Origin of the sequence: Paractinoplanes brasiliensis (genome assembly GCF_004362215.1) — a bacterium.
GTDB classification, from domain to species: Bacteria; Actinomycetota; Actinomycetes; order Mycobacteriales; family Micromonosporaceae; genus Actinoplanes; species Actinoplanes brasiliensis.
The window spans coordinates 5,295,258-5,316,113 of sequence record NZ_SNWR01000001.1; the positions used below are offsets into that span (position 1 = coordinate 5,295,258).

A 20,856-nucleotide genomic window follows, 5' to 3' on the forward strand; every position below is an offset into this window, starting at 1 on the left:
AGCGGCGCTGAGGACGCCGGGGACTCGTACACGGTGGGGACTGTCAACATCGTGGTTTGGGTGCCTGAACGGCTGAGCGATGGGGCGCTCGTCAATGCCGTGGCTACCTTGACCGAAGCCAAGACCCAGGCGATCCGTGATCTCGGGTTGGAGGCGACGGGTACGGCTACCGATGCCGTTTGTGTGCTGTGCCCGATGGACGGGGCGGAAGCCGCGTACGGCGGGCCGAGGTCGACCTGGGGAGCGAGGCTCGCCAGGGCTGCCTATGCGGCCGTGCTCGACGGGGGCAAGAGCACGCAGCCGTGGTCCGACAAGGTCAGTGGTAAGTGAGTTCGCCGGCTTCGATGGGGGCGGCGACGGTGTTCGAGGGTGGCGCGAGCGGGCACAGGTAGGCGTCGTTGTACGCGCACGACGGGTTGTACAGGTAATTGAAGTCGAGGCGCACCCGGGAGCCGCCCAGCATCTGCAGACCGCGGCCGAACGTGCCCTTGACCGTGTCGGTGAGGTAGCGGCCGCCGCCGTACGTTGTTCTGCCGCACGTGGCGTCGCGCACGGGCAGGAACAAGCCGCCGCCGTACGCCTTGATGGTCCAGAGCGAGAGTTCCCCGTACGGGGTGTCGATGATGCCCGCCCGCTCGTAGTGCACCACGCCGTCGGGGCCGCCGGTGTCGATGTCGATCTCGCCGTCGGCGGGGCGCACCTCGGCCTCGACGATCGCGTCCTCGTTCGGCGGGTAGTAGCGCAAACCGGTGAACGACGACGGCGACGCGATGGCCGACTGGGGATGCGTGGCGAACAGCTTGTCGCGCTCGGCGCGGAACTCCGTCAGGCTCGTGCCGGCCAGATACATCCGGGCCACGGCCGCGCGGTAGTCGAGGAGCTCGAGTGCGTCCATCACCCCAACCTAGCCCGGCCGATCAGGCTGTGTAGGCGCGTACCTCCGTTGCCTTGACGCTCGCCCACACCTCGCGGCCGGGCTCGAGGCCCAGGTGAACGGCCGCTGCCGGGGTGATGTCGGCCGCCGAGGGCAAGGCGCCGCCGAGTTCGACGCGCAGTGAGTCGCCGTGCCGCGAGACGGACGTCACGATCGCGGGCCAGGTGTTGCGGGGGCTGCCGTCGGGGCGGCTCGGATACAGCGCGACGGCCGACGGCGGAAAAGCCACGAACACGTCACCCTGGCCGGCGCTCGAGGTCACCAGCGAGAAGCCGCCGGGCAGCACAACCGTGTCGCCCTGGGCCCGCCCGCGGTACAGGTTGAGGCCGACCAGGCGGGCCACATAGTCGGTGCGGGGCTGCGCGGTGATCGTGGCGGCGTCGCCGGTCTGCACGACCCGGCCGTCCTCGACGATGACCAGGCGGTCGGCCAGCATCAGCGCGTCCAGCGGGTCGTGGGTGACGAGCACTGTCGCGCCCGCGAAGGCGGCCAGGTGTCCCCGCAACTGGGCTCGTGTTTCCAACCGCGTACGGGCGTCGAGCGCGGCAAGCGGCTCGTCGAGCAGCAACATCCGCGGCTCGGTGGCCAGCGCCCGCGCCAGCGCCACCCTTTGGGCCTGGCCCCCGGAGAGCTCTCGCGGTTTTTTCCGTACGTGGTCGGTCAGGCCCACACGGGTCAGCCACTCCCGCGCCCGCTGTCTCGCCTCGGCGCGCGGCACCCCACGGCAGCGCGGGCCGAACGCCACGTTGTCGAGCGCGTTCAGATGCGGGAAGAGCAGGTAGTCCTGGAACACCACGCCGAGGCGCCGCTGCTCGGGGGCGAGCTTGTCGAGGCGTACGTGGTCAAGGGTTATGTGACCCGAGTCGAGGGGGAGCAGGCCGGCCAGCGCGCGCAGGGTCGTGGTCTTGCCCGCGCCGTTGGGGCCCAGCAACGCGACAACCTCGCCCGGCTCGGCGGTCAGGCCGAGATCGAGCGTGAACCCGTCCCGCCGGATCGTCAGGTGCGCGTCAAGACTCATGCGGCGACCCACTTGTCGCGGAGCGCGGCCAGGATGCCGACGGAGACGACCAGCAGGATCAGGCTCAGGACGATCGCGGCGTCCACGTCCTGCTCCAGCGCCAGATACACGGCGAGCGGCATGGTCTGCGTACGGCCGGGGAAGTTGCCCGCGAAGGTGATGGTGGCGCCGAACTCGCCCAGCGCCCGAGCCCAGCAGAGCACGGCGCCCGCGGCCACCCCGGGCGCGATCAACGGCAGCGTGACCCGGCGGAACGTCGTCCAGCGGGTGGCGCCGAGCGTGGCGGCCGCCTCCTCGAACCGTACGTCGGCTCCGCGCAACGCCCCCTCGACCGCGATCACCAGGAACGGCATCGCCACGAACGCCTCGGCCACGACCACCCCCGCGGTGGTGAACGGCAGGCTCACCCCGAACGTCTGGTCGAGCCACCCGCCGACCAGCCCGCGCCGGCCGAACACCAGCAGCAGCGCCACCCCGCCGACCACCGGCGGCAGCACCAGGGGCACGGTGACCAGCGCGCGCACCAGCCGACGCCCGGGAAACCGCAGACGGGCCAGGACCCAGGCCAGCGGCACGCCGAGAACCAGGCAGACCAGCGTGGCCAGGCTCGCGGTGAGCAGCGACAGGCGCAGCGCGGCCAGGATGCCGGGCTCGGTGAGGCGTTCCGGCAGCGTCGTCCAGGGCGCCCGGATCAGCAGCCCGGCAAGCGGCAGGATCAGGAACGCCAGGCCCAGCGCGGCCGGGAGCAGCAGCGCGAGCGGGGCTCTGCGGCTGTTCAGGGCCGCTGGAACCCGGCGTCGGCGAGGACGCGTTGCGCCTCCTCGGATCGGACGAAGGCGACGAACGCCGCGGCGGCCGACGGGTTGGGGGCGTGCCGCAGGGCGACGATCGGGTAGTCGTTGATCGCGCCGGTCGACTCGGGGAACTCGACGGCGTCGACGTCGCCGCTCGCCGACCTGGCGTCCGTGCGATAGACCAGCGCCGCGTCGACCTCGCCCAGTTTCAGCTTGGACAGGGCGGCCTTCACGTCCTGTTCCAGCGTGACGGGCTCGACGTCGACGCCCGCCTTCTTCGCCGCGGCGCCGCACGGCACCTGTTCGGCGCAGAGCGCGACCTTGAGATCCGGGTTCTTGAGGTCGGCCAGGGTCCTGATGCCCTTCGGGTTGCCCTTGGCGGTGGCGATGACGAGCTGGTTCCGCGCGAAGACGGCCGGCTCGCCGTTCGCGTCACCCGCGTCGACCACGGTCTGCATGGTGGCCGGGCTGGCGGCGGCGAACACGTCGGCGGGGGCACCCGAGGTGATCTGCTGGGCGAGGCCGGAGCTCCCCCCGTACGAGATGGCGACCTCGACCTGCGGGTTGCGCGCCTCGAAGCCGGACCTGAGCTGGTCGAAGGACTCGGTGAGGGAAGCGGCGGCCATCACGACCAGTTCCCCGGTCGCGCCGGGACCAGTGCTGCCGCTTGCCCCGCTGTGTCCGCACCCCGCGGTCATGAGCGCTGTGGACACCGCAGCTCCGATGAGCATTCGCCCCCTTTGTCGCCGCTTCGGCCGGCCGGCTCTCATCTGCCGTCCCCACGTTCCACGACGACCGTGGTGGATTTGATGACTGCCACCGCGGTCGAGCCCACCTCGAGACCCAGGTCGTCGACGGCCTCGCGGCTCATCAGCGACACCACCCGGAACGGGCCCGCCTGGATGTCCACCTGCGCCATCACCCCGTCACGCATGATCGCGGTCACGATGCCCCGCAACCTGTTGCGCGCCGAGGAACGGCTGCTGCCCGGATCGGGCTCGTCGGCCAGCGAGCGGGCGAACGCGGCCAGGTCGGCCCCCGCGACATGCCGGTGCCCGTGGTCGTCGCGCCCGGCCGGCAGGCGACCCGCGTCGACCCAGCGCCGGAGCGTGTCGACGCTCACGCCGAGCAGCTCGGCCGCCTCGCCGATGCGATAGGTGGTCACGGTCCCCACCCTAGAGCCGCAGATGCGAGAGCTTCCACCCCGTACGCCTGGCAGGTGCGCGATCGTTGCACAGCTCACACCCCGACGGCATGCTGGGAGCGTGCCCGAACGCATTACCGAGGTCACCGCCTTCCTGGCCGAGGTTCTCGCTCCCCGCGCCCCGCTCACCGTCATCGTCGACGGCGGTGACCACGGCGCCGCCGCGCAGTTCGCCTCGCGCCTCGCCGCCGCCTTCCCACCCTCGGCCCGCGCGTGGAACGTCGACGCCGTCATGGGTCTGAGCGGGCCCTCCGGGGGAGTCCTCGACTCGGCCCTCAACGTCCTCGAACCGGCCGCCGACCGCGTCATCGTCTACCTGCGCGCGGGCGGCCGCGCCCCGGCCGGCGAAGGCGAACGCCGGGCCCAGGTGGTGATCGACCACCACGATCCCCAGTGGCCCGTCATCCGGCACGTCCACCCGCGGCTCGCCGACCCCGACCGCTGGCACCTGTCCGAAAGCCGGGCCTTCTTCGCCCCCAAGGCCGCCGGCTGGGACGCCAAGTTCGGCGACGACCTGCCCGCGTACGCGAAAGCGGTGGAATCGGCCGGCCCCGTCGCGGGCGACCTGGCCCTCGACGTGGGCTGCGGCACCGGCCGGGCCCTGCCCGCCCTGGCCGCCGCCGTCGGCCCCACCGGCCGGGTGATCGGCCTCGACTGCACCCCCGCGATGCTGACCGAGGCTCGCACGAACGGCCGCGACAGCTCGGCGGGACTGGTCCAGGCCGACGCCCGCCGCCTGCCGCTGCCCGCCGCCGTGGCCGGTCTGGTCTTCGCCGCCGGCCTCGTGCACCACCTGCCCGACCCCGACGCGGGCCTGGCCGAACTGGCCCGGGTGACCCGCCCCGGCGGCCGCCTGGTCCTCTTCCACCCGACGGGGCGGGCCGCTCTGGCCGCCCGCCACGGCCGCGAGCTGACTTCGGCCGACCCGATGAACGAGGCCAACCTGAGGCGTTCGCTGGCCGCCACGGGCTGGGCGCGGTCCCGCCACGAGGACGACGACGACCACTTCCTGGTGGTAGCCGTCCGGTCCTGAGACGCCGGGCTCCCCGGCCCGGCGTCCGACGAACCGCGGTCAGTGCGGCGGGCGGGAGTCCTGTTGCTGAAAGACGTCGGGGATGCCGTCGGCGTCCAGGTCCAGTTCCTCGGCGGCGCACAGCCGCTGATAGTGGCGGTTGCGGATGCGCAGCACCACAGTGGCCAGCAGCGCGGCGACCAGCGACCCGGCCAGGATGCCGATGCGGGCGTGGTCGTCCTTCTCGCTGCCGGCGCCGAAGGCCAGCTCGCCGATCAGCAACGACACGGTGAACCCGATGCCGGCCAGCAGCGACAGGCCGAGAACGTCCCACCAGCTCACCCCCTCGCCCAGGGAGGCGCGGGTCGCCCGCTGCACCAGCCAGGTCGCGCCGAGCACACCGGCACACTTGCCCAGCACCAGGCCGGCGACGATGCCGATGGTCACCGGGTCGCGCAGCGTCGCGCCGAGGCCGCCGGCGCCTGCCAGCGACACCCCGGCGGCGAAGAACGCGAACACCGGCACCGCGACCCCGGCTGACAGCGGCCGCCACCGGTGCTCGAAGTGTTCCGCCAGGCCGGGCGCGGGGCCGTCGGAGCGGTGAAGGACCGGCACCATGAACCCCAGCAGCACGCCGGCGACGGTGGCGTGGATGCCGGAGGCGTGCACCAACGCCCAGGTGGCCGCGGCCAGCGGCAGCAACAGCCACCAGGAGCGGACCCGGCGCTGCACCAGCACCGCGAACAGGCCCAGCGGCACGAGCGCGGCCAGCAGCGGCACCAGCTGCAGCGAGCTGGTGTAGAACACCGCGATGATGACGATGGCGAGCAGGTCGTCGACGACGGCGAGCGTCAGCAGGAACGTGCGTAGCGCCGTCGGCAGGTGAGTCGAGATGACCCCGAGCACGGCGAGCGCGAACGCGATGTCGGTGGCGGTCGGCACCGCCCACCCCGACAGCGACCCGCTCGCCGAGCCCGCGTTGACCGCCGTGTAGATCAGGGCCGGCGCGATCATGCCGCCCACCGCCGCGGCGACCGGCATGATCGCGCGGCGCGGATCCCGCAGGTCGCCGGCGACGAACTCGCGTTTGAGCTCCAGGCCTGCGACGAAGAAGAAGACGGCCAGCAGGCCGTCGGCCGCCCACTGAGCCAGCGTCAGGTCGAGATGCCAGGCATGCGGGCCGGCCTTCGTCGCCGCCAGGTCCTGATACGTCGAGGCCCACGGCGTGTTGGCCCACACCAGGGCCAGCACGGCGGCGCCCAGCAGCAGGGCGCCGCCGACGGTCTCGGTGCGCAGCACGTCACCGATCCGGCTGACCTCGGGCCAGCTGCCCCTGCCGAACAGCGGGTGGCGGGAGCGAGGCGGTGTTGCGCTCACTGGGCTCCTTCAGGGCACGGCGACAACATCGCCGACCAGGCTTCCCGGCACACCTGCCGTCAACCTACCGTGCCGAACCGGAACCAGCAGCGACTCACCTCAGCCGCGGCGCCACTTCTGGTTGGCGCCGCCGGTGCAGTCCCAGAGGACGAGGACAGCGCCGTCGTTGGCGTTCCAGGCATCGATGTCCACGCACTTGTTGGCCTGCGGGTTGACCAGGTCGCCGGCCGCCGACAGGACGAACTGCTGGGCCGGGTTGCCGCTGCAGTTGGCGATCTGGATGACGGCTCCGTTCGCCGTGGAGCCCCAGGCGATGTCGAGGCACTTGTTGTTCGAGGTCTGCAGGGTGCCGTTCACGAAGTTCCACCGCTGGGCGGCGGTGCCGTTGCAGGTCCACATCTGCACCCGTACGCCGTCGGAGAAGTTGCCGTTGGGGACGTCGAGGCACTTGCCGTTGAGGTTGCTGATCAAGGAGGAGCCACCGCCCCCGCCCGTGGTGGTCAGGGACAGGCCGTAGACCTGGAGGATCTCGTTGACCGGCTGGAACCACATGGTGCCGCCGCTCGAGCAGTTGCCGCTGCCGCCGGAGGTGACGCCCTGGGCCTGGTTGCCCGAGATCCACGAGCCGCCGGAGTCACCGGGCTCGGCGCACGCGTTGCTGCGGGACAGGCCCGACACCGCGCCCTGGGCGTAGACGATGGTCTCGTTGCGGCCGAGCAGGGTGCCGCAGCGCCAGCCCGTTGTGCGGCCGGAACGGCAGATCGAGCTGCCGATCGCGGCGTCCTGCGAGCCGGCCACGGTCACGTTGCCGCCGGAGTAGTTGTTGACCCACGGCTGCGAGGCCCAGTTGCCGTTCGTACGGACCCAGCCGTAGTCGTTGCCCGGGAACGAGGAGCCGGCGAAGGTGCCCTGGGCGACGTTGTTGTAGCCGAGGGTCGGGCTGCCCGTCCCGCCGCAGTGGCCGGCCGTGACGAAGCCGCCCGCGACCGAGAAGCCGACCGAGCACAGCGTGTTGCCGTTGATCACGTACTGGTCGCCGCCGCGGATGTCGTACAGGGGGCGGGGCTGCTCAGCCTGTGTGACGACCGTTACGTCGTCGCCGGCGAACTGCCGGGCCGCCTCCGCGGCGCCGGGAGCGGCCATCACGACCACCCGGTTGTTGGGCGTGTCGACATACCAACCCCGTACGACGGAAGGGTTGGCGCTTTTGGCCTTTTTATCCAGACGGGAGCGCAGAGAGGCCAGCTCGGCGGCGCTGGAACCGACGAGCTTGGCATCGGCGCCCTCGGCCCGTACGGCCTCGGAAGCGGAAGCCGACGTGACCGCAACCGTCAGCCGCGAGGCTCCGGACGGGATCCACGCTCCCGCGAAGGCGGAGCCGAGCCTGGCCTTGAGCCGCTTCTCGACCAGGGGCGCCGCGGCCTCGGTGCGCAGCCGGGCCTCGATCTGGGTGTCGTTCAGCTTGAGGTCCCGGCGCATCGCGCTGAGCATGCCGGGATCGAGGTCGACGGACGGGGAGGGGGCGGCCTGAGCAGCGGGGAGAGGGCTCAGGGTCGCGGCGGTGACAACCGCGGCGGCGATCGCCAGCAATCGGGAACGTGGGCGCATGGGGGATCCTCTCGGAGCGCCGAGGAACGGGGGATAAATCGGAGACTGTCTATGTATGACAACGCTGTCAAGAAACACGAAGGAAACCTGCCCGAATGAACCGCGTGTGCTCCGTCGCCTGCCCTCGCCGATCCGGCGCCGGACGTGCAAGGCTGTCTTCTTGAACTACGAGAACGGGCGGTAATCCGGCATGGGCATGGTCAAAGTGGTGGGCCTGGTGCTGCACCCGCGACGCGACTGCGGATCGGCGATCGACGCGATCGTGAAGTGGGCCGAGCGGCGCGACGTCACCGTGCTGGGACTGCACGACGAGATCGATCGCATCGACTGCGAGGCCGTGGCGGTCACCCCGGAAGAGATGGCCGAGCGCGCGGGCCTGCTGGTCAGCCTGGGCGGCGACGGCACCATGCTGCGCACGATGCGCCTGGTCGAGGGCCGCAAGACCCCGGTGCTGGGCGTCAACGTCGGCCGGCTGGGCTTCCTGGCCGAGGTTGACCTGCCCGAGCTGCCGGACGCGCTCACCGCGATCGACGAGCACAAATTCACCATCGAATCCCGTACGGCGGTCCGCACGGTGCTGCCCGACGGCAAGGACGTCTCCGCCTTCAACGACATCGCGATGGTGCGCGTGCCCGGCGAGGGGCTGGCCGCGATCGGCATCTGCCTCGAGGGCAAGAACTTCGTCAGCTACGCGGCCGACGCCGTCATCGTGGCCACCCCCACCGGCTCGACGGCGTACAGCTTCTCGGCCGGCGGCCCGATCGTCTCGCCGAACGTCGAGGGCCTGATCGTCACCGCCTCGGCCGCCCACTCCTCGTTCAACCGCCCGCTCATGCTGGCCCTGCAGGAAAGGCTCGAGCTCGACGTGCTGCCCACCAGCGGCCGGCTCGCGATCGAGGTGGACGGGATCATCGAGGGGTACGCGGCCCCGGGCGACAAGTTGCTGATCGAGCCGATCCCGTCGGCGGCCCAGGTGATCCGGCTCGGCGGCGCCAGCTTCTACGAGCGGGCCCGCCGCAAACTGCGCGTCGAGGGCAGCGCCCAGGTCGGCGTGCCCGACTCGGCCGACGCCGTGGTGGTCGACTCGTTCGAGCGGCAGCGCTACGAGCTGCTGCTCGGCGGCGAGGTGGCCGGCGTGCTGCACTACCGCCGCCACGGCGACCGGGTCGAGCTGCTGCACACCGAGATCGAGCAGTCGTTCTCGGGCCGGGGCCTGGCCGGCCGGCTCGCCTCGGCCGCCCTCGAGGACGCCCGCGGCCGTGCCACCCCGGTTGTCGCCACCTGCCCCTACGTCACCGGATACCTGGACCGCCATCCCGAGTACGCCGACCTGCTGGCCACCCCGACTGCGAATAGCTGAGGTACCTGCCATGGGCCACCCCGCGATCCTGACCGTCGACGACGATCCCGCGGTCTCCCGGGCCATCGCCCGCGACCTGCGCCGTCGCTACGGCGACCAGTACCGCATCCTGCGCGCGTCGTCGGCCGCCGAGGCTCTGGAAGCGCTCAAGGAGCTCAAACTGCGCGGCGGCCGCGTCGCCGTCATGCTCGCCGACTACCGGATGCCGCACGTCAACGGCATCGAGTTCCTGGAGCAGGCGATGGACCTGTTCCCCAATGCCCGGCGGGCCCTGCTGACCGCGTACGCCGACACGGACGCCGCGATCCAGGCCATCAACGTGGTCGACGTCGACCACTACCTGCTCAAGCCGTGGGACCCGCCGGAGGAGAAGCTCTACCCGGTGCTCGACGCGCTGCTCGACGCCTGGCTGGCCACCGGCGACCGCGAGATGGAGGACATCCGCGTCGTGGGGCACCGGTGGAGCGAGCCGTCCTACGAGATCCGCGACTTCCTCGCGCGCAACCTGGTGCCGTACAAGTGGCTCGGCGCCGACGAGTCCGAGGGCCGTCGCCTGCTCGAGGCGGCCGGGGTCGGTCCCGAGGCGATCCCGCTGGTGGTGACGACCGACGGGCGTACGTTCGCGCAGCCGACCACGACCGAGGTGGCCGAGGCGGTGGGGTTGTCGACAGCGCCCGGCCGTGACTTCTACGACCTGATCATCGTGGGCGGCGGACCGGCCGGGCTCGGCGCCGCGGTCTACGGCGCCTCCGAGGGCCTCCGGACGCTGCTGGTCGAGCGGCGGGCCGTCGGTGGGCAGGCCGGCCAGAGCTCGCGCATCGAGAACTACCTGGGTTTCCCCGACGGCATCTCGGGCGCGCAGCTCACCGACCGGGCGCGGCGGCAGGCCGGCAAGTTCTCGGCCGAGGTGCTGACCACGCGCGACGTGACCGGACTGCGGCAGGACGGCTCGGCCCGCACGCTGACGTTCGCCGACGGCGGCGAGGTCTCGGCGCACTCGATCGTGCTGGCCACCGGGGTGGCGTACAGGCCGCTGGTCGCCGACGGCATCGCCGAGCTGACCGGCTCGGGGATCTACTACGGCTCGGCCTCGACGGAGGGCCCGTCCTGCGCCGGCACCGACGTCTACATCGTGGGCGGCGCGAATTCGGCAGGGCAGGCGGCGCTGTTCTTCTCCCGGTACGCGCGGACGGTCACGCTGCTGGTGCGGGGCGACTCGCTCGAGGCGTCGATGTCGTACTACCTGATCCAGCAGCTCAACAAGATCGAGAACATCAGGGTCAGGACCCGTTGCGAGGTCGTGGGCGCCCAGGGCAACGGCCACCTCGAAGCGATCACGATCTGTGACAGCAAGGAGGGGCGGAACACCACCGTCGAATGCGGCTACCTGTTCGTCTTCATCGGCGCGGAACCGCGTACGGACTGGTTGGGAACGACAGTGGCCCGGGACGAGAGGGGCTTCGTCCGCACCGGGCCGGATCTTCTGCAAAATGGCACCCGTCCGAAGGGATGGGATCGGGAGCGGGATCCGTTCTACCTGGAGTGCAGTGTTCCCGGCATCTTCGCCGCCGGCGACGTCCGGGCCAACTCCGTCAAGCGGGTGGCCTCGGCGGTCGGCGAGGGCGCGATGGCCGTCACGCTGGTCCATCGGTACCTGGAGGCGCAGTGATGTGGAGTGAGCCTTGCCATGAGTGACACCACACGATCTTCTGAAGAGGTCCGGCTCGTTCCCTGTGAGCCGGGACAGCTCAGCCCGGACGAGCTGCGCACCCTGTTCCTGTTCGAGAAGCTGACCGACGACCAGCTCGCCTGGATCTCGGAGCACGGCTGCACGATGCACATGACGGCCGGTGGCACGGTGATCCGCGAGGGCGATCCCGCGGACCTGTTCCTGGTGCTGCTCAGCGGCACGATCGAGCTCACCCGCCGGGTCGGCCAGGACGAGGTCCGCACCAACCGCACCGAGCAACGCGGCGTCTACATGGGCGCCACGAACGCGTACCTGCGTGACGACGGCGTGCCGCGCAACTACATGATGAGCACGCGCGCGCTCGACGACAGCGACTTCTTCGTGCTCTCGGCCGAGGACTTCGGATGGATGATGCGCGAGTGGTTCCCGATGGCGATCCACCTGCTCGAGGGCCTGACCATCGGCATGCGCAACACCCAGGCCGCGGTCAGCGAGCGGCAGCGGCTCACCGCCCTCGGCGCGCTCTCGGCCGGGCTCATGCACGAGCTCAACAACCCGGCCGCGGCCGCCTCCCGGGCCACCGCCGCGCTGCGTCAGCGGGTCGCCGGCATGCGGCACAAGCTGGCCATGCTGGCCGCCGGCAAGGTCGACCCGGAACGCCTGGTCGCGCTGGTCGAGCTGCAGGAGGACGTGATCGAGCGGGCGGCCAAGGCCAAGCCGCTGACCGCGATGGAGACGGCCGACCGCGAGGACGAGCTCGGCGACTGGATGGACGAGCGCAACGTCACCAGCGGCTGGGACCTCGCCCCCGTCTTCGCCCAGGGTGGCATCGACATCGACTGCCTCACTCTGATCGAGGAGCGCGTCGGCACCCAGAAACTGCTCGACCAGGCCATCCACTGGATCGGGTACGCGCTGGAGACCGAGCAGCTGATGACCGACATCGAGGACGCCACCGGACGGGTGTCGTCGCTGGTGTCGGCGGCGAAGCAGTACTCGCAGATGGACCGTGCGGCCCACCAGTGGATCGACGTGCACACCGGCCTGGACAGCACGCTGGTGATGCTCACCCACAAGATCGGCGACGGGGTCAAGATCGTCAAGGACTACGACCGTACGCTGCCCGAGGTGCCGGCCCACCCGGCCGAGCTCAACCAGGTGTGGACCAACCTGATCGACAACGCCGTGCAGGCCATGAACGGCGCCGGCACGCTGACCGTCAAGACGTACCGCGAGGACGACCACGTGGTGGTCTCGATCGGCGACACCGGTCCGGGCGTGCCCGAGGAGCTCAAGAAGCGCGTCTTCGAGCCGTTCTTCACCACCAAGCCGGTGGGCGAGGGCACGGGCCTGGGCCTGGACATCTCGTTCCGGATCGTGGTGAACGGGCACGGCGGCGACATCAAGCTCGACTCCAAGCCCGGGGACACGAAGTTCCTCGTCCGGCTGCCGCTGACCGAGCCCTCCTCAGCCTGAGTCCTCCGGGGGCGTTTGCCCCCGGAACCTCACAACAGACCGCGTACGTATGCGGCCTGTCCCGCGTGCTGCGCGTCGTCGTCGTACACGCTGACCAGGCGCACCCCGAGCGTCACCGGCGGGTCCCAGTTGTCGTCGACCACCCGGTCGAGGTCGGCCTCGCTGAGTACGGCGATCCAGGCCACCGTACGGTCGTGCACCGCCTGGTAATAGTCGAGCAGCACCTGCGCGCTCTCGGGGGCCACCGCCGCCACCTGCGCGGCGTCATGCCCGTACCCGGTCTCGCTCTGGTTCTTGAGGCCGAACCACGAGGGCCAGTCCTCGCTCGCGTAGACCTGCTCGACGCCCATCACGTCGGCGACGTGGTCGTCCTGCACCCGGGTGAGGTGCCAGACGAGCCAGCCGATCGAGTTCGCCCCGTCGGCCGGCTGCCACCGCAACTGCTCGGGGGTGAGCCCGTGCACGGCGGTGCGCACGAGCTCGGGAAGACGCCCGAAGGCCTCGATCAGTACGTCCTTGGAGTCCATGGCCTACTCCGTTCCGTCCGTCTGGAGCTGCCGCTCGGGCGTCCCGCTGTCGTCCTGCTGATTCTGCTCCTCGGTCGGCTCCTCGGTGGGTTCCGTCCCCGTCTCGGTGCCGTCCGTCTGGGACGGTTGAGGCGACTCGGTCGGCGCAGCGGACGGCGACGCCGGGTCGGTCGGCGCGGTCGTCTCTGCCGGCTCGCTGGTCGGGTCGGCCGAGGGTTCCGTCGATACCGCGGGGGCGGGCTTCTTGTCGTCCGAGCCGTTGTCACCCTTGAACGCCGAGCCCAGGGTCGTGCTCGAGCTGGTCCTGTGCCCGACCGCGTCCGCGATCGAGCGCTGGGTGATCAGCTCGTACGCGGTGAGGGAGCCCATCGCCAGCACGAACAGCGCGCCCGCGAAGGCCGCGATCCGGCCCCAGCGCATCCGGAACGACGGCTTGGCCGTGTCACCCGGCACCGGCTCGTCGGAGGGCACGTCGTCCTCGGCGGCCGCCACGGACGGGGTGCCCACGGCCGCCGGCGCTGTCACGAACGTCTTGATCCTTTCGCTCCCGCGGTTGATGAACCGGTGGTAGAGCTCCGTTCCGACCGAGCCGATGAAGCTGGCGACGGCCGCGCCGATGATCGTTCCGGCGACGCCTAGGAAGGAACCGACCACCGCGGCGGACACCGCGGCCAGGGTTCCCGCAATGGTCTTGGGGATGTCGATGCCGGACCAGATCTTGGCCGGTGCGTGCTCGGTCATGGCCTCCTTGCCTCTGCCCTCGTGTGCCGACTGTCAGGCCTTCGCCTTCTCCTTACGCGCGATTGCTAAACCCCGCCGATCCGCCCAGACCTCGCGCAGGGGACGCACCACGACCCCCTCCTCGGCCATGCGTCGCCGGGCCAGCCTGCGCGTACGCAGAATCCCGGCCACGCCCAGAACCATGAAGACGTATTGCACCGACATCGCCACTTTGAAGTCGCCGATGTCGTACGTCGCCGCGCCGCCCGTACGCGCGTCGAGGATCAGGCCGATCAACTCGATCGACAGCAGCGACGCGACGAAGCCGCCGACGTTCACCACGCCGGTGGCGGTGCCGAGCCGCCTCGGCGGGTTGAACGTCCGGGCGTAGTCGAAGCCGATCATCGAGCCGGGGCCGCCCAGGGCCAGCGCGACGATCAGCACCACCAGCACCGGCATGGGCGCGTGCCCCGGCCAGGCCAGCACGAGTCCCCAGGCGCCCGCGTTGGCCGCGATCACCCCCAGCACCAGCCACGACCGGCGCAGCGGATGCCGTTGCACGAGCACCCCGATCAGCGGGCCGGCCGCCATGCCGACCAGCACGAACAGGGTGAGCAGCGCGCTTGCCGTCTCCTGGTGCAGGCCCTGCCCGGCGATCAGGAACGGGAAGCCCCACATCAGCGCGAAGACCGTACCGGTGAACTGGGTCGTGAAGTGGGTCCACAGCCCGAGGCGGGTGCCCGGGTGCCGCCACGCGTCGCCCAGGTCACGGCCGACCTGGCCCAGGGTCACCGCCGGGCCGGTGTTGAACCGCCGCTCCGGGCTGTCGTGCAGGGCCAGGAAGGCGGCCACCGCGACGAAGACGCCGGCGCCCGCCGTCGCGAAGAACGCGGTGCTCCAGCCCGGACCGGCCAGCAGGGCCGCCAGCGGCACGGCCGAGAGCACCTGCCCCGCCTGCCCGGCCAGCCCCGTGACCTGGGTCAGCACCGGCACCCGCCGGGCCGGGAACCACTGCGGCACCAGGCGCAACACGCTGATGAAGGTCATCGCGTCGCCCGCGCCGACCAGGACACGGGCCAGCACGGCGCCGCCGACGTGATCGGTGGTCGCCATGATCGCCTGGCCGGCCGCCATCAGCACACCGCCGCTGACCACCAGACGCAGTGACCCGAACCGGTCGAGCAGCAACCCGACCGGCACCTGAAGGCCGGCGTAGACGAGCAGCTGCAGCACGGCGAACGAGGCCAGGGCTCCGGCGCCGATGCCGAAGCGGTGCTGCGCGTCCAGCCCGGCCACGCCGAGCGAGGTGCGGTGCAGCACTGCGACGATGTACGCGGCGAGGCCGACGGCCCAGACCGTCCAAGCCCTTGCTGAGGGACGCAGGGGCACGGGGTCGCCTTTCACTCGCTCAATCGCACGTACGGCAACAAGCCTTCTCCGCCCGGGGCGGGGGTGACAACGTGGGTCCCGTCACTGACCAGCGATTTTGTGATCACCGTTACCCGCCGGAACAATCCGGGTCGCGGCAGACTTGACGCCGAATATGCGCGTTGAAGCATCCCCAGGAGAACTGCTGCCCGCCGGGCGTCGCCTCCGCATCGTCCTCGTGTTGGGTTTTCTCACCGCGCTGGGGCCGCTGACCATCGACATGTACCTGCCGGCCCTGCCGACGATCACCACCGACCTGCACAGCACCGAGGCCGCCGTGCAGCTCACGCTGACCGGCACGCTGCTCGGTCTGGCACTCGGGCAACTGCTGGTCGGCCCGCTCTCCGACGCGGCAGGGCGCCGCATACCGTTGCTCGCCGGTGTCGGTGTGCACGTGCTCGCATCCGTGCTGTGCGTCGTCGCGCCCAACCTGGCCGTGCTCGGCACCCTGCGGGTCGCGCAAGGGCTGGGCGCCGCCGCCGCGTCAGTGGTCGCCATGGCGATCGTGCGCGACCTGTTCAGCGGGCTCGCCGCGGCCAGGCTCTTCTCACGCCTGATGCTGGTGGTCGGCGTGGCCCCGATCCTCGCGCCCACCATCGGCGGCGTGGTGCTCAACTGGACCTCGTGGCGCGGCGTCTTCGTCGTGCTGACCGTGGCCGCGGTCGCGATCATGACGGCCACCGCGCTGATCCTGCCCGAGACGCTGCCCGTCGAGCGCCGTCGCGGCGGCGGGGTCGCCGGCACCCTGCGCGACTACGGACGGCTGTTCACCGACCGGGCGTACGTGGGTCTGATCCTGGTCGCCGCGCTGGCGTTCTCGGCACTTTTCGCGTACGTCTCCGGCAGCTCCTTCGTGTTCCAGGAGGAGTACGGCATGAGCGAGCAACAGTTCGCGTACGTCTTCGCCGGCGGCGCCATCGGGCTGATCGGCGCCACCCAGTTCAACGTGCGCCTGCTCCGCCGCTGGCAGCCCGTCCAGATCCTGGGCGGCGCGCTGATCGCGGGCGCGGTGTTCGGCGTGATCTTCCTGCTGTTCGCGATCACCGGCATCGGCGGCCTGGCCGGCGTCCTGATCCCGCTCTGGCTGGTGCTGGCCATGGTCGGCTTGGCCATGCCGAACGCCCCCGCGCTGGCCCTCTCGCGGCACGGCGAGGCCGCCGGAACCGCCGCGGCGCTGCTGGGCGCGGTGCAGTTCGGCGTCGGCGCGCTCGCCGCCCCGCTGGTCGGAGTGCTCGGCAACAGCTCCCTGGCCATGGCGATCGTGGTGGCCGGCACGATGGTGGCGTCGGTCGCGGTGCTCCGGGTGGTGGTGCGCCCCAAGCAGCTGCCGGTCGAAACGGGTGAGCCGGTGCTGGCCGTCGCGCACTAGTCTGCGGGCATGACCCAGCCATTGATCGACTCCTCCGACATCGCCGAGATCGTCCGTGACGGTCTCGGCGTTGCCGTTTCCGAGGCTGTCGAGCTGACCGGGGGAGGGTTCGCCGCCGTCTGGCGAGCCGCGCTCACCGACGGGCGCGACGTGGTGGTCAAGGTCGGTCCGCCGCAGTCGGCTCGCCTTCTCACGTACGAGGCGGGAATGCTGCCCGCCGAGGTCGAGTACTACGCGATGGTGCGCGACCTGGCCCCGGTGCCCACCGTCCTCGCCCACAGCGACAACTGGATCATCTCGACGCTGCTGCCCGGGCGCCCGCTCACCGACGGTGATTCGCCGTCGGCCCGGCAGCAACTCGGCGCGGCCGTCGCCCGTGTGCACGGCGTCACCGGGCCGCGCTTCGGTTACACCGGTGACCGGCCCGCGGGCGCAGACTGGCCGTCCGCCTTCGACGCGATGCTGACCTCGCTGCGTTCCGACGCCGCCGTTTGGGGCGTGCCGCTGCCACCACTGGACGGGCTGGTCACCCGCCATCACCGGCTGCTGGCCTCGGTGACCCGGCCCGCCTTGCTGCACTTCGACCTGTGGGACGGCAACGTTCTCGTGGGGGCGGACGGTTCGCTCAGCGGCCTGGTCGACGGGGAGCGTTACCTGTACGGGGATCCGCTGGTCGACTTCGTGTCCCCGGCCCTGTTCCAGCGGATCACCCCGGCACACCCGTTCGCGGCCGGGTACGGCGTCACGTCCTTCACCGCCGAGGAGGAGGTGCGGCTGGCCCTGTATCGCGTGTATCTCTACGTGCTGATGCTGGCCGAGCAGCCGAGCCGGGGGATGCCGCTCAGCGGGGGCCGCCACGACCATGTGACCGGCCTGCTCACCGCCGAACTGGCAGCCCTGTGATCGTGCGCTCTCCCCGGGGTGGCGTCGCGCTCTTTCCCGGCGGTGGCGTCGCGCTCTTTTCCCGCGATGGCGTCGCGCTCTTTCCCCGCGGCGGCGTCGCGCTCTTTTCCCGGGTGGCGGCGTCGTGATTGCCTGGCTGACGCCCTCGGACCCGTCGTTCGCCGGTGTGGCCGCGCTGTTCGACGAGTACCGGGTTCATTACGGCTTACCGGCCGCCCCCTCCGAGGCGCACGCCTGGCTTTCCGAGCAAGTCACTTCCGGCCGTCTCGCAGTGGCCACGGCTACTTCCGGCGGCGTCGTCCAGGGTTTCGTCACCATCGCCGTCCTGCCCGCCTCGCTGACCTTGGGCGCGGCCTGGCTCGTACGCGACTTGTACGTGCCACCGGCTTTCCGCCGCCGCGGCTTGGCTCGGGCCCTGCTGACGTACGTGATCACCGCGGCCCGCGAGGCCGGCGCCCGTCGAGTGTCGCTGCAGACAGAGCCCGGCAACTCGGCGGCCCTGGCCCTGTACGCGGAGGTTGGCTTCCGCCCGGTCGGCGGGCTGACCATGCTCAATCTGCCGCTTCCCTGAGGAGCGCCGGGCTGTTCCCCGCTTCCGGGCTGTCCTGGCAGCCGGTCCCGGCGTATGCAGAGTCTAGGCGCTCGTCACCCGGTCACTTGACTAGTAGTCGTGTAGCGAGGCAGACTCCTCCCGTCGATGGCAAGCGGGGGAGGATCAGTGACTTCCGATGGTGTGGCGGCCCGGGATTTCGACGGGTTGTACAAGGCGTTGCTGGAGGCCCATCCGCGGGAGGCGTTGCAGCAGTTGTGCGGAGCCCGGATCGATGGTGGGTCGGTGGTGCTGGACGGGCCGACGGAGCAGCCGCGCCAGCGCAGTCGTCAGCGGGACAAGGTGTTCGTGGTCCGGCACGGCGACGGCAGGCCGGCCGACGTCTACCACCTCGAGGTTCAGGTCAAGCGGACCGAGGACTTCCAGGAGCGGATGGTGGCCTACTGGGCGTCGCTGGCATTGAAGTACAGCCGTAAGGAGCATCGGATCCATCAGGTCGTGGTGTGGCCTTTGGGAGGAGAGGCATGAACAACGTTCTCGAGCAGACGGAAACAGGCCGCGAGATCGCCCGCCGAAACCGCGCCGACGTGATGCGGGCTCTGTTGAAGGCCAGGTACGGCGAGTTCGATGATCTGCAGGACCTGGCCGAGCGCTTGGTCGATCGCGACTATGACGACATCATGGCTCGGATCGTCGCCGGCGCGACCCTGGCGGAACTGCGTTCCTGAGGCGCGACAACGCGGCGGCCCTGGGTCTGCCGTCGTTCAGATCGTTGGGAGAGGCATGAACAACGTTCTCGAGCAGTCCGAAACGGGCCGCGAGATCGCCCGCCGAAACCGCCACCGAGGCTTTGTGGAGGGTCTTTCGCAGGGCCTTGTGCAGGCCTTTGCGCAGAGCTTCGCGGAGGCCTTCGCGAGGAATTCGGTAGCGACCTTTGAGGAGAGCTTTGTGCAGGGCCGCATCGATGGGATGCGGACGCTGCTGAGGGTCAAGTACGGCGTAATCGATGATCTGGACGATCTGGCCAAGCGGCTGAGCGACGCCGACTACGACGGCAACTTCGCTCGCATCATCGCCGGGGCGACCCTGGCGGAACTGCGTTCCTGAGGCGGACCGCGGCCCTTCGCGTGGGTCCGCGCCTCTGCAATGTGGGAATTCGTGGATGAGTGTGCCGCCGTACCATGTCGGGATGAGTGATGAGATCACGGCCGATCAGGTGCGGCAGGAACTCGAGGACGTCGAGGCGGAGCTTGCCGAGCTGCGCCGGCTTGAGGGCGACGCTCAAGCGCGCCGGGGCCAGGACACTGACTCGTCCGAGGGCTACATCGAGCCGGAGGAGATCGCGACCGAGCTGACCGGCATCGCCGAGAACGAGGCGATCATCGACACGCTGGAGCAGCGGCGGGAACGCCTGCAGGAGAGGCTCAAGAGCCTCGGATGAACGTCAGGATGGCGGCGGCCAGTCGTTCGGGTGCTTCGAGCGCGACGTAGTGCCCCACGCCGTCCAGCTGCACCTCTTCGATCTTGGGGGCGACCTGCGTCATGGTGGCGGCAGTGAAGGGTCCGCCGCCGGCGCCGACGGCCAGGACGGGCATGGCGAGTGAGGGCAGCGCCCGGAGTTCGTCGCCCTCGCGCAACATGGAACGGTAGAGCCCGGCGGCCCCACGCCAGCCGTCGGGGCGCGCGTACGTGCGGGCGAACTCCTCGATGTCCGAGGCGGTGACCGCGGCCGCGTCGGCGAGCATCGAGGGGAACGCGTACCGGCTGAGGAATTCGCGCTCACGGCCGGCCAGCAGCAGCTCGGGGATCCCGGGCGCGGCCAGGACGCCGATGTGCCAGGCGCCGCCGTGGGTGACGTCGGCCAGCCCCTCCAAGCCGTACCCGGCCAGGCCCATTTCGATCGCGGTCAGACTCCGTACGTCTTCCGGATGGTTCGCGGCCAGCCGGTACACCGTGCCGCCGGCGATGTCCTGCCCGGTCAGGTGCACCGGCCCCACGCCCAGGTGGGCGATCAACTGGTGAAGATCCTCGGCGGCGGTCGTGCTGTCGTTGTCGCCGGCCGCGGAGTCGCCGAAGCCGCGCAGGTCGACGGCGAACACGCGATGACTCGCGGCGAGCAGCGGGATCACGCGGTGGAAGGCGTACCAGGTCTCGGGGAAGCCGTGGACCAGCAGGACCGGCTCGCCGTCGCTGCCGGCCGACACGTAGTGCAGCGTTGTTCCGTTGATCTCGGCTCGATGGCTTTGCATGATCATCTCCTTGGAAAAGACAGCCTGACTGTCGTTCTGCCGCAAAGATAGACACTCAGACTGTCGATCGTCCACCCTTTGTCGTAGCCTTTTCGCATGTCACGTTCCGGCGCCGACCTCGCGCTGCTGCTCCTTGGCGGCTTCCGTACGCTCGTCGACTCCGCGATCGCAGAGCTCGCCGCGAGCGGTTACGAGGACGTCCGCCCGGTCCACGATTTCGCCATGCGAGCCATCGCGGCGGGGGCCGACACCGCCTCGGAACTGGGGCGGCGACTGTCGGTGACCAAGCAGTCGGCGGCCCGCACGATCGCGGTGCTGCAGGAGCGCGGCTGGGTGACCACCGCACCCGACCCGCGCGACGCCCGCCGCAAGCGCCTGGAGGTCACCCCGCTGGGCTTCGAGGTCATGCGCACCGGCGAGGCCGTCTTTGACCGGCTGCGCGAGGAGTGGGCAGCCAAGATCGGGGCGACCGAGCTGGCGACGCTGGAAAAGCACCTCACCACGCTGGTCGGCCCCCAGCCCGTACGTTTCGACTCACCCGGCTGGATGGCCCACGACCTCGGCGAGTGACGCCAGGGCAGGGGGTGGGGCGTGGAAGGGCAGGTGCGGGCGAACCAAGCAGGTGCTCGTGGGTGTT

The 20,856-nt window shown here is 70.8% G+C and carries 23 protein-coding genes and 1 pseudogene; 13 read left to right on the top strand and 11 right to left on the bottom strand.

Annotated elements, in window-relative coordinates:
• Positions 1-6 precede the first annotated feature (6 nt).
• Positions 7-330: pseudogene (locus C8E87_RS46970) on the top strand (adenosylcobinamide amidohydrolase); the annotation flags it as partial.
• Here the strand turns inward: C8E87_RS46970 and C8E87_RS24090 are convergent.
• The 5 genes from C8E87_RS24090 to C8E87_RS24110 are packed head-to-tail and all read right to left on the bottom strand — an operon-like array spanning position 317 to position 3,911.
• Complete coding sequence (locus tag C8E87_RS24090; RefSeq protein WP_133875186.1) at positions 317-895, bottom strand: DUF1684 domain-containing protein; 579 nt, start codon at positions 893-895, stop codon at positions 317-319. The pseudogene C8E87_RS46970 and the gene C8E87_RS24090 sit on opposite strands and share 14 nt — an antisense overlap.
• A gap of 22 nt (positions 896-917) precedes the next feature.
• Positions 918-1,952 (bottom strand): ABC transporter ATP-binding protein, encoded by a 1,035-nt coding sequence (locus tag C8E87_RS24095; RefSeq protein ID WP_133875187.1) that lies wholly within the window; start codon positions 1,950-1,952, stop codon positions 918-920.
• On the bottom strand, positions 1,949-2,779 hold the full coding sequence (locus C8E87_RS24100) for an ABC transporter permease (RefSeq protein WP_133877049.1): 831 nt from the start codon (positions 2,777-2,779) through the stop codon (positions 1,949-1,951). The genes C8E87_RS24095 and C8E87_RS24100 overlap by 4 nt, the downstream gene beginning before the upstream one ends.
• Positions 2,728-3,516: a molybdate ABC transporter substrate-binding protein gene (gene modA, locus C8E87_RS24105; protein WP_438866107.1), complete on the bottom strand. Its 789-nt coding sequence runs from the start codon at positions 3,514-3,516 to the stop codon at positions 2,728-2,730. The genes C8E87_RS24100 and modA overlap by 52 nt, the downstream gene beginning before the upstream one ends.
• A complete protein-coding gene (locus tag C8E87_RS24110) occupies positions 3,513-3,911 on the bottom strand; it encodes a TOBE domain-containing protein (protein ID WP_133875189.1) in 399 nt (132 codons plus the stop codon). Before C8E87_RS24110 ends, modA begins: the two co-directional genes overlap by 4 nt.
• A gap of 100 nt (positions 3,912-4,011) precedes the next feature.
• On the opposite strand from C8E87_RS24110, the gene C8E87_RS24115 reads away from it, so the two are divergent.
• On the top strand, positions 4,012-4,983 hold the full coding sequence (locus C8E87_RS24115) for a class I SAM-dependent methyltransferase (RefSeq protein ID WP_203720465.1): 972 nt from the start codon (positions 4,012-4,014) through the stop codon (positions 4,981-4,983).
• A 39-nt stretch (positions 4,984-5,022) separates the two neighbouring features.
• On the opposite strand, the gene nhaA is transcribed toward C8E87_RS24115, so the two are convergent.
• Both nhaA and C8E87_RS24125 read right to left on the bottom strand, forming a co-directional pair.
• A complete protein-coding gene (nhaA, locus tag C8E87_RS24120) occupies positions 5,023-6,339 on the bottom strand; it encodes a Na+/H+ antiporter NhaA (protein ID WP_133875191.1) in 1,317 nt (438 codons plus the stop codon).
• A gap of 99 nt (positions 6,340-6,438) precedes the next feature.
• Positions 6,439-7,947 (bottom strand): ricin-type beta-trefoil lectin domain protein, encoded by a 1,509-nt coding sequence (locus C8E87_RS24125; protein WP_239079907.1) that lies wholly within the window; start codon positions 7,945-7,947, stop codon positions 6,439-6,441.
• Between the two features lie 190 nt (positions 7,948-8,137).
• Here C8E87_RS24125 and C8E87_RS24130 point away from each other — a divergent pair, with 190 nt between their 5' ends.
• Genes C8E87_RS24130 through C8E87_RS24140 form a run of 3 tightly spaced genes read left to right on the top strand, consistent with a single transcriptional unit; the run spans position 8,138 to position 12,473 of the window.
• A complete protein-coding gene (locus tag C8E87_RS24130) occupies positions 8,138-9,307 on the top strand; it encodes an NAD(+)/NADH kinase (protein ID WP_133875192.1) in 1,170 nt (389 codons plus the stop codon).
• A gap of 10 nt (positions 9,308-9,317) precedes the next feature.
• Positions 9,318-10,976 (top strand): NAD(P)/FAD-dependent oxidoreductase, encoded by a 1,659-nt coding sequence (locus C8E87_RS24135; RefSeq protein ID WP_133875193.1) that lies wholly within the window; start codon positions 9,318-9,320, stop codon positions 10,974-10,976.
• Positions 10,977-10,994: 18 nt separating this feature from the next.
• Positions 10,995-12,473 carry an ATP-binding protein gene (locus C8E87_RS24140; protein ID WP_133875194.1) on the top strand — a complete coding sequence of 493 codons (1,479 nt, stop codon included), beginning with the start codon at positions 10,995-10,997 and terminating at the stop codon, positions 12,471-12,473.
• A gap of 29 nt (positions 12,474-12,502) precedes the next feature.
• Here C8E87_RS24140 and C8E87_RS24145 read toward each other — a convergent pair whose 3' ends face one another.
• The 3 genes from C8E87_RS24145 to C8E87_RS24155 are packed head-to-tail and all read right to left on the bottom strand — an operon-like array spanning position 12,503 to position 15,109.
• Positions 12,503-13,000 carry a mycothiol transferase gene (locus tag C8E87_RS24145; RefSeq protein WP_133875195.1) on the bottom strand — a complete coding sequence of 166 codons (498 nt, stop codon included), beginning with the start codon at positions 12,998-13,000 and terminating at the stop codon, positions 12,503-12,505.
• Between the two features lie 3 nt (positions 13,001-13,003).
• Positions 13,004-13,741 (bottom strand): hypothetical protein, encoded by a 738-nt coding sequence (locus C8E87_RS24150; RefSeq protein ID WP_133875196.1) that lies wholly within the window; start codon positions 13,739-13,741, stop codon positions 13,004-13,006.
• A gap of 33 nt (positions 13,742-13,774) precedes the next feature.
• Positions 13,775-15,109 carry an MFS transporter gene (locus C8E87_RS24155; RefSeq protein ID WP_133875197.1) on the bottom strand — a complete coding sequence of 445 codons (1,335 nt, stop codon included), beginning with the start codon at positions 15,107-15,109 and terminating at the stop codon, positions 13,775-13,777.
• A 154-nt stretch (positions 15,110-15,263) separates the two neighbouring features.
• Here C8E87_RS24155 and C8E87_RS24160 point away from each other — a divergent pair, with 154 nt between their 5' ends.
• The 7 genes from C8E87_RS24160 to C8E87_RS24190 all read left to right on the top strand — a co-directional run bounded on the left by C8E87_RS24160 (position 15,264) and on the right by C8E87_RS24190 (position 19,411).
• Complete coding sequence (locus tag C8E87_RS24160; protein WP_203720466.1) at positions 15,264-16,517, top strand: multidrug effflux MFS transporter; 1,254 nt, start codon at positions 15,264-15,266, stop codon at positions 16,515-16,517.
• Positions 16,518-16,526: 9 nt separating this feature from the next.
• Entirely contained in the window at positions 16,527-17,420 is an 894-nt protein-coding gene (locus C8E87_RS24165) for a phosphotransferase (RefSeq protein WP_133875198.1), read from the top strand.
• A gap of 124 nt (positions 17,421-17,544) precedes the next feature.
• Positions 17,545-17,991: a GNAT family N-acetyltransferase gene (locus C8E87_RS24170; RefSeq protein WP_133875199.1), complete on the top strand. Its 447-nt coding sequence runs from the start codon at positions 17,545-17,547 to the stop codon at positions 17,989-17,991.
• 147 nt (positions 17,992-18,138) lie between these two features.
• Positions 18,139-18,498, top strand: a complete 360-nt coding sequence (locus C8E87_RS24175) for an RpnC/YadD family protein (protein WP_133875200.1) — start codon at positions 18,139-18,141, stop codon at positions 18,496-18,498.
• Positions 18,495-18,698 (top strand): hypothetical protein, encoded by a 204-nt coding sequence (locus tag C8E87_RS24180; RefSeq protein ID WP_133875201.1) that lies wholly within the window; start codon positions 18,495-18,497, stop codon positions 18,696-18,698. Before C8E87_RS24175 ends, C8E87_RS24180 begins: the two co-directional genes overlap by 4 nt.
• A 55-nt stretch (positions 18,699-18,753) precedes the next feature.
• Positions 18,754-19,077, top strand: a complete 324-nt coding sequence (locus tag C8E87_RS24185) for a hypothetical protein (RefSeq protein ID WP_133875202.1) — start codon at positions 18,754-18,756, stop codon at positions 19,075-19,077.
• An 82-nt stretch (positions 19,078-19,159) separates the two neighbouring features.
• Positions 19,160-19,411 (top strand): hypothetical protein, encoded by a 252-nt coding sequence (locus tag C8E87_RS24190; RefSeq protein ID WP_133875203.1) that lies wholly within the window; start codon positions 19,160-19,162, stop codon positions 19,409-19,411.
• Here C8E87_RS24190 and C8E87_RS24195 read toward each other — a convergent pair.
• Positions 19,395-20,219 (bottom strand): alpha/beta fold hydrolase, encoded by an 825-nt coding sequence (locus tag C8E87_RS24195; protein ID WP_239079908.1) that lies wholly within the window; start codon positions 20,217-20,219, stop codon positions 19,395-19,397. The genes C8E87_RS24190 and C8E87_RS24195 overlap by 17 nt on opposite strands.
• Positions 20,220-20,315: 96 nt before the next feature.
• Here C8E87_RS24195 and C8E87_RS24200 point away from each other — a divergent pair, with 96 nt between their 5' ends.
• Positions 20,316-20,789, top strand: coding sequence for a MarR family winged helix-turn-helix transcriptional regulator (locus tag C8E87_RS24200; protein WP_133875205.1), 474 nt, complete (start codon positions 20,316-20,318; stop codon positions 20,787-20,789).
• Positions 20,790-20,856: the final 67 nt, after the last annotated feature.

Coding starts and splice junctions, on each gene's coding strand:
- C8E87_RS24125 (WP_239079907.1), bottom strand. CDS start 7,947: ATGCGCCCACGTTCCCGATTGCTGGCGATCGCCGCCGCGGTTGTCACC.
- C8E87_RS24185 (WP_133875202.1), top strand. CDS start 18,754: ATGAACAACGTTCTCGAGCAGTCCGAAACGGGCCGCGAGATCGCCCGC.
- C8E87_RS24095 (WP_133875187.1), bottom strand. CDS start 1,952: ATGAGTCTTGACGCGCACCTGACGATCCGGCGGGACGGGTTCACGCTC.
- C8E87_RS24180 (WP_133875201.1), top strand. CDS start 18,495: ATGAACAACGTTCTCGAGCAGACGGAAACAGGCCGCGAGATCGCCCGC.
- C8E87_RS24160 (WP_203720466.1), top strand. CDS start 15,264: ATGCGCGTTGAAGCATCCCCAGGAGAACTGCTGCCCGCCGGGCGTCGC.
- C8E87_RS24165 (WP_133875198.1), top strand. CDS start 16,527: ATGACCCAGCCATTGATCGACTCCTCCGACATCGCCGAGATCGTCCGT.
- C8E87_RS24140 (WP_133875194.1), top strand. CDS start 10,995: ATGAGTGACACCACACGATCTTCTGAAGAGGTCCGGCTCGTTCCCTGT.
- C8E87_RS24145 (WP_133875195.1), bottom strand. CDS start 13,000: ATGGACTCCAAGGACGTACTGATCGAGGCCTTCGGGCGTCTTCCCGAG.
- C8E87_RS24150 (WP_133875196.1), bottom strand. CDS start 13,741: ATGACCGAGCACGCACCGGCCAAGATCTGGTCCGGCATCGACATCCCC.
- C8E87_RS24200 (WP_133875205.1), top strand. CDS start 20,316: ATGTCACGTTCCGGCGCCGACCTCGCGCTGCTGCTCCTTGGCGGCTTC.
- C8E87_RS24090 (WP_133875186.1), bottom strand. CDS start 895: ATGGACGCACTCGAGCTCCTCGACTACCGCGCGGCCGTGGCCCGGATG.
- C8E87_RS24135 (WP_133875193.1), top strand. CDS start 9,318: ATGGGCCACCCCGCGATCCTGACCGTCGACGACGATCCCGCGGTCTCC.
- modA (WP_438866107.1), bottom strand. CDS start 3,516: ATGAGAGCCGGCCGGCCGAAGCGGCGACAAAGGGGGCGAATGCTCATC.
- C8E87_RS24190 (WP_133875203.1), top strand. CDS start 19,160: ATGAGTGATGAGATCACGGCCGATCAGGTGCGGCAGGAACTCGAGGAC.
- C8E87_RS24195 (WP_239079908.1), bottom strand. CDS start 20,219: ATGCAAAGCCATCGAGCCGAGATCAACGGAACAACGCTGCACTACGTG.
- C8E87_RS24130 (WP_133875192.1), top strand. CDS start 8,138: ATGGGCATGGTCAAAGTGGTGGGCCTGGTGCTGCACCCGCGACGCGAC.